11 protein-coding genes and 1 pseudogene are annotated in these 14149 nt (G+C 63.4%); 8 read left to right on the top strand and 4 right to left on the bottom strand.

From position 1 onward, the window contains the following. Nucleotides 1–126 precede the first annotated feature (126 nt). Both ABIB80_RS14825 and ABIB80_RS14820 read right to left on the bottom strand, forming a co-directional pair. A complete protein-coding gene (locus tag ABIB80_RS14825) occupies nucleotides 127–2313 on the bottom strand; it encodes a xanthine dehydrogenase family protein molybdopterin-binding subunit (RefSeq protein WP_354127782.1) in 2187 nt (728 codons plus the stop codon). A gap of 11 nt (nucleotides 2314–2324) precedes the next feature. Next, complete coding sequence (locus tag ABIB80_RS14820; RefSeq protein ID WP_219682774.1) at nucleotides 2325–2774, bottom strand: (2Fe-2S)-binding protein; 450 nt, start codon at nucleotides 2772–2774, stop codon at nucleotides 2325–2327. 259 nt (nucleotides 2775–3033) lie between these two features. Between ABIB80_RS14820 and ABIB80_RS14815 the strand changes: the two genes are divergently transcribed. After that, nucleotides 3034–4653, top strand: coding sequence for a B12-binding domain-containing radical SAM protein (locus ABIB80_RS14815; protein WP_354127781.1), 1620 nt, complete (start codon nucleotides 3034–3036; stop codon nucleotides 4651–4653). Between the two features lie 4 nt (nucleotides 4654–4657). Here the strand turns inward: ABIB80_RS14815 and ABIB80_RS14810 are convergent, their stop codons facing one another. After that, nucleotides 4658–6046: an MFS transporter gene (locus ABIB80_RS14810; protein WP_007594048.1), complete on the bottom strand. Its 1389-nt coding sequence runs from the start codon at nucleotides 6044–6046 to the stop codon at nucleotides 4658–4660. A gap of 169 nt (nucleotides 6047–6215) precedes the next feature. Between ABIB80_RS14810 and ABIB80_RS14805 the strand changes: the two genes are divergently transcribed. The 3 genes from ABIB80_RS14805 (at nucleotide 6216) to ABIB80_RS14795 (ending at nucleotide 9087) form a co-directional block, all read left to right on the top strand. Further along, on the top strand, nucleotides 6216–7277 hold the full coding sequence (locus tag ABIB80_RS14805; protein WP_219682772.1) for an isocitrate/isopropylmalate dehydrogenase family protein: 1062 nt from the start codon (nucleotides 6216–6218) through the stop codon (nucleotides 7275–7277). A gap of 367 nt (nucleotides 7278–7644) precedes the next feature. Next, the gene (locus ABIB80_RS14800) at nucleotides 7645–7923 is read left to right on the top strand and encodes a hypothetical protein (protein WP_219682771.1); all 279 of its coding nucleotides are present in this window, start codon (nucleotides 7645–7647) and stop codon (nucleotides 7921–7923) included. Between the two features lie 192 nt (nucleotides 7924–8115). Next, nucleotides 8116–9087, top strand: coding sequence for an ABC transporter substrate-binding protein (locus tag ABIB80_RS14795; protein ID WP_354127780.1), 972 nt, complete (start codon nucleotides 8116–8118; stop codon nucleotides 9085–9087). A gap of 38 nt (nucleotides 9088–9125) precedes the next feature. Here ABIB80_RS14795 and ABIB80_RS14790 read toward each other — a convergent pair whose 3' ends face one another. After that, nucleotides 9126–9869, bottom strand: coding sequence for an SDR family NAD(P)-dependent oxidoreductase (locus tag ABIB80_RS14790; RefSeq protein WP_354127779.1), 744 nt, complete (start codon nucleotides 9867–9869; stop codon nucleotides 9126–9128). A gap of 169 nt (nucleotides 9870–10038) precedes the next feature. On the opposite strand from ABIB80_RS14790, the gene ABIB80_RS14785 reads away from it, so the two are divergent. From ABIB80_RS14785 to ABIB80_RS14770, 4 genes and pseudogenes are all read left to right on the top strand, one after another. After that, nucleotides 10039–10809: a methyltransferase domain-containing protein gene (locus tag ABIB80_RS14785; RefSeq protein WP_354127778.1), complete on the top strand. Its 771-nt coding sequence runs from the start codon at nucleotides 10039–10041 to the stop codon at nucleotides 10807–10809. 184 nt (nucleotides 10810–10993) lie between these two features. After that, complete coding sequence (locus tag ABIB80_RS14780; RefSeq protein ID WP_354127777.1) at nucleotides 10994–11995, top strand: DctP family TRAP transporter solute-binding subunit; 1002 nt, start codon at nucleotides 10994–10996, stop codon at nucleotides 11993–11995. Nucleotides 11996–12062: 67 nt separating this feature from the next. Beyond that, nucleotides 12063–12620, top strand: a pseudogene (locus tag ABIB80_RS14775) (TRAP transporter small permease); the annotation flags it as partial. 210 nt (nucleotides 12621–12830) lie between these two features. After that, entirely contained in the window at nucleotides 12831–14123 is a 1293-nt protein-coding gene (locus ABIB80_RS14770; RefSeq protein ID WP_311985860.1) for a TRAP transporter large permease, read from the top strand. The last annotated feature ends 26 nt before the right edge of the window (nucleotides 14124–14149 follow it).

Genomic DNA, 14149 nt, shown 5'->3' with positions numbered 1-14149 from the left:
GGGGGGGGGTTTGGGGGGGGCCGGGGGGCGGGGGCGGGGGGGCCCCCCGCGGGGGGCCCCGGGCTTTTCTTGGGGGTGGGTCGGGAGGGGGGGCGGGGGGGCCGGCCCCCCCCCCCGCGGCGTGTCTCAGGCGAAGGTGATGTTCTGGTCGCGCAACGGCACCGAACGGATGCGTTTGCCCGTCGCCGCGAAGTACGCATTGAGCACCGCTGGCGCTGCGACGCCGATGGTCGGCTCGCCGACTCCGCCCCAGAACCCGCCGCTCGGCACCATCACCGATTCGACCTTCGGCATCTCGTTGATGCGCATCGAATTGTAGGTGTCGAAGTTGGTCTGCTCGATTTTGCCGTCCTTGACGGTGCAGCCGCCGTAGAACAGCGCGGAGAGGCCATAGACGAAGGAGCCCGCGATCTGCCGCTCCACCTGGGCCGGATTGACGACGTAGCCGGGATCAGTTGAAGCGACGATACGATGCACCTTGATCTTGTTGCCGTCGGTCACCGAGATTTCGGCGGCGCCGGCGACATAGCTGCCATAGCCCATGACCTGCGCGATGCCGCGATAGATGTCCTGCGGCGCCGGGGTGCTCCAGCCGATCTTCTCGGCCACGGCATTGAGCACCGCCAGATGCTTGGGGTGATTGCCCATCAGCTTGCGGCGGAATTCGAGCGGATCCTGGCCTGCGGCCTGGGCCAGCTCGTCCATGAAGCATTCCATGTAGATCGCGTTGTGATTGACGTTGACGCCGCGCCAGAAGCCCGGCGGAACGTGCGGGTTGCGCATCGCATGCTCGACCAGGAGGTTTGGCACCGAGTAACCGAACGCGGCTTCGCCGGACTGGGCGACGCCCTGGAATGCGGCCGGATCCATGCCGTTCTGCAGCGCTTCGGGGCGGAGCGAGAACAGGATCGATTGCCCGGACAGGCGGTAGTGCAGCGCGACCAGATTGTTGTCCGCATCGAACGCGCCGGTCATCTTGCACTGGGTGATCGGGTGATATCTGCCGTGCGCCATGTCCTCTTCGCGCGACCACAACAGCTTGATCGGCGTGCCCGGCATCTGCTTGGCGATCAAGACGGCCTGACGGACATAGTCGGTCTGGCCGCGCCGGCCGAAGCCGCCGCCGGGCATCACCTTGTGCACGTCGCACTTCTCCGCCGGCAGGCCCGACGCTTCCAACGTGGCGGCGAAGGCCGCCTCGCCATTCTGCGTGCCGCACCAGACCTCGCACTTGTCGGCCGTATAGAGCGCCGTGGCGTTCATCGGCTCCATCGTGGCGTGGTTCTGGTAGGGATAGCTGTAGACGGCCTCGATCTTCTTGGCGGCACCGGCGATCGCCGCCTTGGCGTCGCCGTTCTTGTTGCCGACATAGGCCGGCTGCGCGTTGTCGAGACCCTCGGCCAACCACTTTGCAATCGATTCGCTCGAGACCTTGGCGTTGTCGCCCTCGTCCCAGACGATCGGCAGCGCCTCCAACGCGGTCTTGGCCTGCCACCAGGTATCGGCAACAACCGCGACCGCGGTGTCGCCGACCTTGACGACCTTCTTGACGCCTTTCATGTCGGTGATCTTGGCTTCGTCATAGCTCGTCAGCTTGCCGCCGAACACCGGGCAATCCTTGATCGCGGCGTTCAGCATGCCCGGCAGCTTGACGTCGATGCCGTAGATCATGGTGCCGGTGGTCTTCTCGGCGGTGTCCAGCCGCTTCACGCCCTTGCCGATCAGCTTCCAGTCCTTGGGATCCTTCAGCTTGACGTCGGCCGGCGGCGTCAGCTTGGCCGCGGCCTCGGCGACCTTGCCGTAGGTCGTGGTCTTGCCGGACGGCGTGTGGGTGATGACGCTGTTGGCGGCCGTGCATTCGGACGCCGGCACGTTCCACGCCTCGGCGGCGGCCTGGATCAGCATCACGCGTGCGGTGGCGCCGCCCTTGCGGACATAGTCTTGCGAGGAGCGAATGCCGCGGCTGCCGCCGGTCGAGAAATCGCCCCAGACGCGCTTGCGGGCGACGCTCTGGCCCGGTGTCGGATATTCGGTCGAGACCTTCGACCAGTCGCATTCAAGTTCCTCGGCGACGAGCTGGGCAAGGCCGGTGAGCGAGCCCTGGCCCATTTCGGAGCGGGCGATGCGGATGACGACGGTGTCGTCGGGCCTGACCACGACCCAGGCGCCGATCTCGGGGGAGCCGTCGGCCGCGCGGACTACGGCGGGGCCGCCGAAGGGGATATCGAGGCCGATTGCGAGACCTGCGCCGACCGCGGCGGTGCCGACGACGAAGGCGCGGCGGTTCATCCTGGGAGAGACATGCTTGTTCATGTGACGGCTCCTTATGCGCTTGCGATCGTGTGGATCGCTTCGCGCACCTGCTGGAAGGTGCCGCAGCGGCAGATATTGGTGATGGCCTCGTCGATGTCGGCGTCGGTCGGCTTCGGCTTCTCGTTCAGCAGCGCCGCCACCGCCATGATCATGCCGCTCTGGCAATAGCCGCATTGCGGCACATCCTGGGCGATCCAGGCTTCCTGCACCTTGTGCAGTGCGTTGCCGGAGGCGAGCCCTTCGATGGTCGTGATCTTCTTACCTGCGGCCTCGCCGACCGAAACGCCGCAGGAGCGGGTGGCGACGCCGTCGATGTGAACGGTGCAGGCGCCGCATTGTGCAATGCCGCAGCCATATTTCGTGCCGGTCAGGCCGGCATTCTCGCGGATCGCCCAGAGCAGGGGCGTATCCGGCTCGACGTCGAGCGTGAAGGTTTTTCCGTTGATTGTTAGGTTTGCCATCGCAGTCCCCTGATTGGCCCAATCCACCGATTGGACTCAGGGGCGCAATGTGTCCGGCAAATTGGAAACGTTCAAATCAACAGTCCGGGGGGTAGCCGCCAGAGATTTGCTCCCTGGGCGGCCCGCGGCACGGCTTGGGGCGACGTCTACCGGCTTCCGTGCGCAGACGCCCTTGGAACCGGAGCGACAGTTTGTCTCTTTTGCCGGGGTGCAAGTCGACAATGCTCTGCTACAGTGGAATCAGCCAAAAAGAGGTTCCATGAACGTACCGCAGCCTTGCAAAGTCCTGATGCTCTATCCGCTGTTCTCGGCAGAGTCCTTCTGGAGCTTTGGCGAATCCTGCAAAGTGTTGGGCGTGAAGCGCCCTGCGGCCCCTTTGGGGCTGATCACCGTTGCCGCGATGTTGCCCGAGCACTGGACGGTCCGGCTGATCGATTGCAACACGGAAGCCTTCAGCGACGAGGATCTTTCCTGGGCCGACGTCGTCTTCACGGGCGGAATGATGCCGCAGCAGGCCGACACGCTGCGCCTGATCGAAATTTGCCGTGCCGCGGGCAAGCCGGTGGTCGTCGGCGGTCCCGATCCCACCTCAAGCCCCCATATCTATGAGAGGGCCGACTTCCAGGTGCTCGGAGAGGCCGAGAGCGTTCTCCACGAATTCGTCGCGGCCTGGGACAGTGGCGCCCGCTCCGGCGTCTTCATCGCGCCAAAATTCCAGGCCGACGTCACCAAGACGCCGGTGCCGCGCTTCGACCTGCTGAAGTTCGAGGACTACCTTTATCTCGGTGTGCAGTATTCCCGCGGCTGCCCGTTCACCTGCGAGTTCTGCGACATCATCGAGCTCTATGGCCGGGTGCCGCGAACCAAGACGAATGAGCAAATGCTGAACGAGCTCGACAGGCTCTACGCCATGGGTTACCGCGGCCATCTCGACTTCGTCGACGACAACTTCATCGGCAACAAGAAGTCGCTGCGGCTGTTCCTGCCCGAGCTCGCCGAATGGCAGCGTGCTCACGGCTATCCGTTCGAGTTGTCGACTGAAGCCTCGGTCAATCTGGCCGACGATCCCGAGCTGTTGGAGCTGATGGGTCAGGCGAATTTCTTCGCCATCTTCGTCGGCATCGAAAGTCCGGATCCGGCGACGCTGGTCGCGATGCGGAAGAAGCAGAACACGCGGCGCAACATCGCCGAGAGCATCCACAAGATCTACGCCGCGGGCATGCTCGTCACCGCCGGTTTCATCGTCGGCTTCGACAATGAGAAGCTCTCGATGGCGGATGCCATGATCGACTTCATCGAAGAGGCGGCGATCCCGGTCAGCATGGTCGGCCTGCTCTATGCCTTGCCGAACACGCAGCTGACGCGCCGCCTCGAGCGCGAAGGCCGGCTGCACCCCGGCCACGATTTGGCGCCGACCATCGGCGCCGATCAGTGTACCGCCGGGATCAACTTCGATCCGGTGCGCCCGTTGCGCGACATCCTGACGGACTACAAGCGCGTGCTGGAGCACATCTACAGCCCAGAGGCCTATGCAAGGCGCGTTGATCGCCTGATGACGCTGCTCGACCGGTCCAGGCAGCGCCAAGAGCTCGCCGAGGGCGATATCCGCGCCGGGCTCGGGGCGATGGAAACGGTGCACAAGGTGGTCACAGCCCTTCCCGAGGCGCGAGGGCCGCTGTGGCAGACCTTCATGAACTGCGCCAAGCGCGACACCTCATCGGCGCGGATCGCCGTGCAGATGATCGCGGCCTATGCGCATCTCGGGCCGTTCTCGCGCAAGGTCATCGCTGCCATCGATGAGCGCCTCGCTGCGCTCGACGAGGAAACGGTCGTTCCGGTGGCGACTGTCGAGGTAACGGCGGCCCGGCATCTGGCCTGACGGTCTACTTCACCGCCAGCCGCAAAAAGCTCATCACGCTGCCGAGCGCGGCGAAGCCGGCGCCAAGTGCCAATGCCACGACTGCGCCGTCGTGACCGGCCAGCGAGAAGCAGGCTGCGGCGAGCGCGGCCCCCGTCGTCTGCCCGGTCAGGCGCGCGGTGGCGACGATGCCGGAGGCGCTGCCGCTGCGATGTGGCGGCGCGCTCGACATCACCGCCTTCATGTTCGGCGCCTGGAAGAAGCCGAACCCCATGCCGCAGATCACCATCCGCCAGATGATGTCGGGGATCGCAGGATTGGCCGGCAGCATCGCCAGCAGCGCCATGCCGAGGCCGAGCATCACGAGCCCAATGCCGCCGAGCAGTCCGACCGCGTGCCGGTCGGAGAGGCGCCCCGCGATCGGCGCCATGATGCCGACCACCAGCGGCCACGGCGTCATGAAGAAGCCGGTCTCGACCTGCGAACGCCCCAGCACGTCCTCGAAATAGAACGGCAGCGAGACAAAGGCGAGGCCCTGCACCGCGAACGAGCATACCGCGGTCGCCGCCGACAGCGCGAACATCGGCCGACTGAACAGATCGATCGGCAGCATCGGCGCGGGATGGTCGGCATGGCGGCGCGTCAGGATGAAGCCGAGCACCAGGGCCGTGAGCAGCTCGATGCCCACGACCACTGGTGACAGATTGTGCGCAGCACTGCCGATGCCCGTGATGAACAACCCGAGACAGGCCGACGCCAGGATCGCGCCGAGGAAGTCAAAGCCGTGATCGGCGCGCGGCGTTTTCGGCAGCATCGCAAAGCCGATGCCGATCGCGACGAGGCCGAACGGGATGTTGACGGCGAACAGCCATGGCCACGGGCCGAGCGCGAGGATGGCGGAGGCGATCGAGGGACCGAAGGTGAAGGCGGTCGCGACCACCAGCGCGTTGTGGCCGAAGCCGCGGCCGAGCATCCGGCCGGGATAGACGAAGCGCACCAGCGCCGTGTTGACGCTCATGATGCCGCTCGCACCTAACCCTTGCAGCGTGCGCGCAACCAGCAGGCTCTCCAGCGACCAGGCCACCGCGCAGAACAGCGAGGCGATGGTGAACAGGATCAGGCCGCCGAGATAGATGCGCTGGTGCCCGACGATCTCGCCGAGTGCTCCCAACGGCAGCAGCGTCGCCACCAGCGCGATCTGGTAGACGTTGACCACCCAGACCGATTGCTCAGGGCTGACATGCAGGTCGCCGGCAATGGCGGGCAGCGCGATGTTGGCGATCGCGGTGTCGAGCGAGGCCATGGCCAGCGCGGTGAAGATCGCGGCAATGGCCCAGCGCCGCTGTGCGGGCGGAAGGCCGTCGGAAATGGTGTGGTCGGGCTTGCGCGCGGCGGCGGGTAACGTGATTGTCATTGCGTTAGCGCGTTGCTCCGGCGGCCGGCTCCAGGGGACTTGGCATGTACTACGGCGCGGCCGCCTTCCACAGGCATATGCTTGCATGCAGTGTATGCGCGAAGGCTGGGCGATGATTCCTGGCGCCGGCGTATGATCGCATGAGCTGCTGCAATGTCAGGGGAGCGCCATGCACATCGTCGTTTTGCCCGGTGACGGCATCGGGCCCGAGATCACGACCGCGACATCAGGCGTGTTGCGTGCCGCCTCCGAGCGCTTCCAGCTCAATCTGCGGCTGGAGGAGCACGCAGTTGGCCATGCGAGCCTCAAACAATTCGGTACGACGGTGCGCCCCGAGCTGCTCGACATCGTCCGTGCCGCCGACGGGCTGATCCTCGGGCCGACCGCGACTTTCGACTTCAAGGACGAGGCCCATGGCGAGATCAACCCGTCGCGGTATTTCCGCAAGAACCTCGACCTCTACGCCAATGTCCGGCCCGCACGCACCTATGCGGGGCTGTCCGGCCGGGTCGGTGATTTCGACCTTGTCGTGGTGCGCGAGAACACGGAAGGGTTTTACGCCGACCGCAACATGGAGCAGGGCAATGGCGAGATGCTGGTCACATCGGATGTCGTGATCTCGCTGCGCCGGATCACGCGCCATTGCTGCGAACGCATCGCGCATGCGGCGTGCCGGCTGGCGATGAAGCGGCGCAAGCATCTCACCATCGTGCACAAGGCCAATGTGCTCAAGCTCGGCGACGGCATGTTCCTCGACATCTGCCGCGAGGCGGCGAATGCCTATCCCGGCCTCGCCGTCGACGACATCCTCGTCGACGCCATGATGGCGCATGTTGTACGCAACCCCGACCGCTTCGACGTCATCGTCGCCACCAACATGTTCGGCGACATCCTGTCCGATCTCACCGCAGAGCTTTCCGGCAGCCTCGGCCTCGGCGGCTCGCTCAATGTCGGTCACAGCCACGCCATGGCGCAGGCCGCGCACGGTTCGGCGCCTGACATTGCAGGCCAGGACGTCGCAAATCCGGTCTCGCTGGTCCTGTCGACGGCCCTGCTGCTGGCCTGGCACGGCGAGAACAGCGGCGCGGTACGGTACGAGGAAGCCGCTCGTGCGATCGAGGTGGCGGTGGCAAAAGCGATCGGCGAAGGCAGGGCAACGCGCGATGTCGGCGGCAAGCTCGGCACCATCGCGGCGGGGGCCGCGATCGCAGAGATCTTGCAGGCGGAGTGAGGTGGTCCTGCGGGTCTTGCGTGTTTTTTTTAAAGGCTCAAAACAAAAAACGCGAAAACAACCCCATGCACAGTAGAAGGCCCCTTGATTAATAAGGGATTTCCGAACCGCGCAGCGACGACATTCACCGCGGCCATGACGTTGACCTGTCGGGCAAAACACTGGCAGGATGCTAGGATTGCACCGGTCCGCAAAAGACCATGTGTGCTTCCCGTGAAGGAGCGATGCCCGCTCCTGTGCTGAAGCAGATCTACGCGGGCAGCTCCGGCATTCACCTTTTGGACCCGTTGCAGACGTTAGGCTGGATATGTTGCCTTTTCCACCGCACGTTGAGGTATCATAAATTCTGAACTGCTAGCGGGGTTGTATGGCCTGGATTGTTGCCTTCGCAGTCTTAGTGTTTGTTTACCGTCGCGCGACGCGTGCTGGCGACCGGCTTGCGGAACTGAAACCGACGGGAATGCTGCGCTCGCCGCTGTTCTACGCACAAACGGCGCTCCTTTGCGTTCTAGTGGTGCTTATGTTGGCTCCGGGTTACCTGCCACACGAGCGGTGGGCTGTTGCCGCCTATCTTGTCGTCCTGGTGATCGTGGTAGCAGCGCTCTTGTTCGTGCGGCGCGCATTGAAATGGCGCTACCCCGTTTAATGTGATCACTTCCGCTTATGGCCCTTATCGTCGCTTGGCATACGGCATCGGCAGGTCCGGAGTCTGGCTAGAGCAGAAGTCATCGCCTCCGGTGCAGACTGCCGCCTTTGACCTGACCCGGTCATCAGTGCAGCTTGGACCAACGTAGAACAATGGCTGTTCTCAGCCGGGGTGTATGAGATCGGATTGATAATGAAACGACGAGAATTCCTGACTCTGGTTGGTGTGGCGTCTGCGTTGCCTCTGGCAGCGCGAGCACAGCAAGTGAAGCGAATGCCCCGAATTGGCCTTCTCCTCCCCCCACCGCGGAATTTGGAAGTAGACTCATTCCTCAAGGGGCTCAGCGATCTCGGTTGGGTTAACGGCGCGAACATTCATGTCGAATATCGCGACGCCGGTGGCGACGACGCCAGGCTGCCGGCGCTTGCGAATGAACTTGTCGCTCTTGATGTTGACGTTCTCGTCACAGCCACATATCCCGGGATTCTTGCCGCTCACAACGCGACGGCAAAAATTCCCACCGTGATGATCGTGGGCCCCGATCTGGTGACCATAGGCCTTGCAGCCAGCATGGCTCACCCTGGCGGCAACATCACGGGACAAACGTTTTTCCTGACAGAACTGGCTGCAAAGCGCCTGGAGATTCTCGCAGGCTTGGCTCCCTCGACCAGACGCGTGGGGGTGCTCATGCAGCGAGGAAATCCACTGAACAACGCTACAATGAGCACCATGAGGAACGCGGCGCAGGCATTGAAGATGGAGCTGTTACCTATCGAGGTCGACGTTCCCGGCGATCTCGAAAGCGCGCTGTCACTCGTCGGCTCTAACCCGATGGACGGCCTCGTGATCACGGACGCAAACGCGTTTGTCACCAACACGTCCATGGTGGCCGCGATTGTGGACAAATGCAGGGTGCCATCGGTTGCCGCACCCATCGTCGCCTCCCGCGGGGCCGCCCTGATGGGTTACGGTGTGGACTTCACCGCAATGTTCCGCCACGCGGCTGTTTTCGTCGACAAGGTATTGAAGGGTGCCAACCCCGCCGAGATTCCCATCGAGCAGCCGACGCAGTTCAAGACCGTCATCAACCACAAGACCGCAAAGGCGCTCGGCGTCGAGATACCTCCGTCGTTGCTGGTGCGCGCGGACGACGTGATCGAATAACTGCGGCGGCCTTTCGGCGAGCGGGCGAGCCAATTCGCTCAGAACTGATACCTCCTCAGCCCCCCATCCACCGGGATCACCGTGCCCGTGATGTAGCGCGCCACGGGCGACGCCAGAAAGACCGCGAGCGCGGCGAGGTCTTCGGGCTCGCCCCAATAGCCGACAGGAATCTCTTCTTCCGCGAACCGCTCGCGATAATCGGGCGCGTAGTTGCGGCGGATCTGTTCGCTCATGATGCGGCCGGGCGGGATGCAGTTGATGGTGATGCCGTGCTCGCCGATCTCGCGCGACAGGCCCTTGGCCCAGGCGTGCACGGCGGCTTTGGCGGCGAACGCGGCGTTGAGGCCTTCCGGCTCGGACTTGCCGGTGATGTTGACGATGCGGCCCCATTTGCGTTCGATCATCTGCGGCAGCAGCGCATGCGCGATGCGGCGGTAGCTGGTGAAGTTCAGCGCGATCGCTTCGTCCCATTGGCTGTCGGGCGCATCGACGGGGAGTGGGCGGCTGCCGCCGGCATTGTTGATGAGGATGTCGACATGGCCGAGCTCGCTCACGGCGAAGGCCGAAATCCTCTCCGCCGCGTCCTTGGCCATCACGTCCTGCTCGAATGGCGTGATCAGACCGGAGCCGACTTCGCTTACCAGCTCGGCGAGCAGGTCGGTGCGCCGTGCCACGCCGACGACGCGCACGCCTTCAGCAGCCAAGCCCTTGGCGATGGCACGGCCGATGCCGATGCTCGCTCCGGTGACGACGGCGGTTTTCGATGTGAGCCCGAGATCCATGGTGACACGCCCTCTTGTTTGCTTTTCTGCTTGTCGCTGTTGGTTTGGCTGTTCGTTTTTCTGTTCGTTTCCTGCCCTGGCCCCGTCAGCCTGATTTGCCCGACCGGGACGAGCAGTGGTAACCAAGAGCTGCGTTGAAGGAAACACGAAAAAGAAAAGGCGCCGAGCGATGGTCTGGGATCCGCAGCAATATCTGAAATTCTCCGGCCACCGGCTCCGGCCCGCCGTCGACCTCTTGATGCGGATTCCGGATGCTGGCCCGCGTGCGGTTGCCGATCTTGGCGCCGGCGCCGGCAACGTCACCAGGCTGATCAAGGAGCGTTGGCCGGACGCGACGGTGACCGGTGTCGAGGGATCAGCCGAGATGGTTGCCGCCGGCCGCAAGGCGGCGCCGGACGTGGAATGGTCGCACGAGGATCTCGGCCATTGGCGCCCGACGAAGCAATATGACGTGGTCTATTCCAATGCCGCGCTGCACTGGCTGCCCAATCATGCGGCACTGTTTCCGTCGATCATGGAGAAGGTGACGCCCGGCGGAATGCTCGCTGTGCAGATGCCGCGCAACTTTCTGGCGCCCTCGCATGTGCTGATCGGCGAGACGGCGCTGAACGGTCCCTGGCGGTCCAAGGTCGAGCATCTCGTCACGCCGCCGCCGGTCGAAGCGCCGGCCTATTATCACGGTCTTCTTGCTCCGATGTCGGCCAATATCGACATCTGGGAGACCGAATATCTGCAGGTGCTGGAAGGCGAGAATCCCGTGAAAGAGTGGACCAAGGGGACATGGCTGACGCGCTATCTCGACATCCTGCAGGGCGACGAGAAGGCCGCATTCGAAGCCGCCTATGGGATGCGGGTCGCAAAGGCCTATCCGAAGAACGCCGCGGGACAGACGCTGTTTCCCTTCCGGCGTCTGTTCATGGTCGCCCAGCGCAACGGCTGATCGCACTGCCGCAATGCGACATAAGCGCTCGCTTCCGGGAACGCAGCAGGTGCCGGGTTGCGCAAGACAGCTTGGCTGCGGCAAATTGGGCTTAGGTCTAGTTGTTCGGGTGGCGGATTGCTGTCAGTACTGAAATCGGAAAACAAAAAAGACCCGGTTTTAGAGGTCGTTGGGAGGTTCGTTCATGCGCAAGCTGCTTCTTGCGGTCGCCGCCGCAGCTATTCTCTTGTCTCCTATCTCGGCCCAGGCCCAGAGCCCGATCGTCATCAAATTCAGCCACGTCGTCGCCAACGACACTCCCAAGGGCAAGGGCGCCCTGAAGTTCAAGGAACTTGCGGAGAAGTACACCGACGGCAAGGTCAAGGTCGAAATCTACCCGAACTCCACGCTGTACAAGGACAAGGAGGAGATCGAGGCGCTGCAGCTCGGCTCGGTGCAGATGCTTGCCCCCTCGACCGCGAAGTTCGCACCGCTCGGTATCAAGGAATTCGAGGCGCTCGACCTGCCCTGGTTGTTCAAGGACGACCAGACCTATTCCAACGCGATGAAGGGCACGATCGGCAAGTGGCTGTTCCAGAGGCTCGAGACCAAGGGCATCACCGGGCTCGCTTATTGGGACAACGGCTTCCACATGCTCTCCGCCAACCGTCCCCTGATGAAGCCAACCGATTTCCAGGGTCTGAAATTCCGCATCTCCGGATCGAAGGTCGCCGACCAATATCTCCGGATCATGGGCTCGATCCCCCAGATCATGGCGTTTTCCGAAGTCTACCAGGCTTTGCAGACGGGCGTGGTCGACGGCTGCGAGAACACCGCGTCCAACTACCTGACGCAGAAGTTCTACGAGGTGCAGAAGGACATCACCGTGTCCTATCACGCGCACCTGCAATATGCCGTCATCGTCAATTCGAAATTCTGGTCCGGCCTGCCGCCCGATATTCGCGCCCAGCTCGAGAAGGCGATGAACGAGGCGACCGACTATACCAACTCGATCGCGCGCCAGGAAAACGAGGATGCGCTGGCCGAGATCAAGAAGACGGGCAAGACCACGCTGCACTATCTGACTGACGCCGATCGCAAGGCGTGGCAGGAAGCGATGCAGCCGACCTACAAATGGGCGAAGGGGCGGGTCGGGCAGGAGGTGCTCGATCTCGTCGCCAAGGAACTCGACGTCAAGATGAACTGACGCCGGCGCGTTATAAGAACAACCATGAACGGTCGGGGGTGATCGCACTCCCGGCCGTTGCTCTTGAATGATGAGCCAAGCTGAGGGGACCAAGTTGCTGCGTGCATTGAATCGTGTGCTCGATCATCTCGAGGAATGGCTGATCGCGACGATGATCGCGGCCGCGACATTGCTCATCTTCGTTGCCGTGCTGCACCGATATGGCGCCGGGCTGTCGATCGACATCGCCAAATGGGCGGAGGCCCGCAACCTGGCCTTGCTGGCCGTCCCCGCGCGAGCGGCGTTCGTCTGGCTTGCCGCTCTCGATTTGTCCTGGGCGCAGGAACTCTGCATCTACATGTTCATCTGGATGGCGAAGTTCGGTGCGGCCTACGGGGTGCGCACCGGCATCCATGTCGGCGTCGACGTCCTGGTCAATGTCCTTCCCGGCGGATCGCGCCGCCGCGTCATCACGTTCGGCCTGATGTGCGGCGCCCTTTTCACGGCCATCGTGTGCTATTTCGGCGCCGCGTTCGTCGGCCAGATGTGGCAGACCGGCCAGCAATCTAACGACCTCGAAGCGCCGATGTGGCTGGTGTATCTCACCATCCCGCTCGGCTCCGGGCTGATGTGCTTCCGCTTCCTGCAGGTCGCCTGGTCGTTCTATCACACCGGCGAGCTGCCGCATCACGACATGGCCGGCGTCGAGGGCGTCGAAATAGACCCGGTCCATCCGGCCCCGGTCACGCGCAGTCAGGTCGTCCGCGACGAACGCAGCCCGCTCGGCTGGGTCCTGATGTTGTTGCCGGTCCTGATCGTCGCCGTGTGCTTCGCCCATTCGGCGCACGTGATCACGCTGCCGCAGGGCCTCCGTGTCGCCGTGGTTTTCGGCCTTCTGCTGTCGTTGATGCTCACGGGCATGCCGATCTCGATCGCGCTCGGTCTGACCGTGCTCAGCTTCATGTTCACGCTGACCGACGTGCGGACGGAATCGGTGGCGCTGAAGCTGTTTACCGGCATCGAGAGCTTCGAGATCATGGCGATCCCGTTCTTCATCCTTGCCGGCAACTTCCTGACCCATGGCGGCGTGGCGCGCCGGATGATCACGTTCGCGACGTCGCTGGTCGGCCATTGGTACGGCGGCCTTGCGCTCTCGGGCGTGGTCGCCTGTGCGCTGTTCGCCGCGATTTCCGGCTCGTCGCCGGCCACCGTGGTGGCGATCGGATCGGTGATCCTGCCCGCGATGGTCGCGCAGGGATTCCCGAAGAGGTTCGGGGCGGGCGTGATCACGACCTCGGGCTCATTGGGAATTCTCATTCCCCCATCGATTCCGATGGTTCTTTTCGCCGTCTCCACCAACACCTCCGTCGGCAAGCTGTTCATCGCCGGCATTGTGCCGGGAATGGTGCTCGCCATGCTGCTCGGCGCCACGACGTTCTATCGAGCCTGGCGTAACGACTATCCGAGGATGCCGAAAGCAACCCTCTACGAGCGCTTCGATGCGCTCCGCAAGTCGATCTGGGGTATCCTGCTGATCGTGATCGTGATCGGCGGCATCTACAGCGGCCTGTTCACACCGACCGAAGCTGCCGCCGTCAGCGCGGTGTACGCCTTCATCGTCGCAGTTTTCATCTACAAGGATTTGAAGCTGCGAGACGTGCCGCGCGTGCTGCTGTCGTCGGCAAATCTTTCGGCGATGCTGCTCTACATCATCACCAACGCCGTCTTGTTCTCGTTCCTGATGACTTACGAGAACGTGCCGCAAGCGCTGGCGCAATGGATGATCGACCAGGGCCTCGGCTGGATCGGCTTCCTGCTCGTCGTCAATCTCCTGCTGCTATTGGCCGGCAACGTGATGGAGCCGTCCTCGATCATCCTGATCATGGCGCCGATCCTGTTTCCGGTTGCGATCAAGCTCGGCATCGATCCGATCCATTTCGGCATCCTGATGACGGTCAACATGGAAGTCGGGCTGTGCCATCCGCCGGTCGGCCTCAATCTCTACGTCGCCTCAGGCATCGCCAAGATGGGCATCACCGAGCTCACGGTTGCGGTGTGGCCATGGCTGCTGACAATGCTGGGATTCCTGGTGGTCGTGACATACTGGCCCGGTCTGTCGCTGTGGCTGCCGAGGCTGCTCGGCATGTAGCCGAGCTCAGGCGATGCATGGCTAAC

The organism is Bradyrhizobium sp. i1.15.2 (assembly GCF_040548425.1).
Taxonomy (GTDB): domain Bacteria; phylum Pseudomonadota; class Alphaproteobacteria; order Rhizobiales; family Xanthobacteraceae; genus Bradyrhizobium; species Bradyrhizobium canariense.
This window is presented reverse-complemented; position numbering and strand designations above follow the sequence as displayed.

Bases quoted from the DNA above. Each gene is read 5' to 3' on its own strand.
- ABIB80_RS14815 (WP_354127781.1), top strand. From the start codon at position 3,034: ATGAACGTACCGCAGCCTTGCAAAGTCCTGATGCTCTATCCGCTGTTC.
- ABIB80_RS14820 (WP_219682774.1), bottom strand. From the start codon at position 2,774: ATGGCAAACCTAACAATCAACGGAAAAACCTTCACGCTCGACGTCGAG.
- ABIB80_RS14790 (WP_354127779.1), bottom strand. From the start codon at position 9,869: ATGGATCTCGGGCTCACATCGAAAACCGCCGTCGTCACCGGAGCGAGC.
- ABIB80_RS14795 (WP_354127780.1), top strand. From the start codon at position 8,116: ATGAAACGACGAGAATTCCTGACTCTGGTTGGTGTGGCGTCTGCGTTG.
- ABIB80_RS14810 (WP_007594048.1), bottom strand. From the start codon at position 6,046: ATGACAATCACGTTACCCGCCGCCGCGCGCAAGCCCGACCACACCATT.
- ABIB80_RS14785 (WP_354127778.1), top strand. From the start codon at position 10,039: ATGGTCTGGGATCCGCAGCAATATCTGAAATTCTCCGGCCACCGGCTC.
- ABIB80_RS14800 (WP_219682771.1), top strand. From the start codon at position 7,645: ATGGCCTGGATTGTTGCCTTCGCAGTCTTAGTGTTTGTTTACCGTCGC.
- ABIB80_RS14780 (WP_354127777.1), top strand. From the start codon at position 10,994: ATGCGCAAGCTGCTTCTTGCGGTCGCCGCCGCAGCTATTCTCTTGTCT.
- ABIB80_RS14825 (WP_354127782.1), bottom strand. From the start codon at position 2,313: ATGAACAAGCATGTCTCTCCCAGGATGAACCGCCGCGCCTTCGTCGTC.
- ABIB80_RS14805 (WP_219682772.1), top strand. From the start codon at position 6,216: ATGCACATCGTCGTTTTGCCCGGTGACGGCATCGGGCCCGAGATCACG.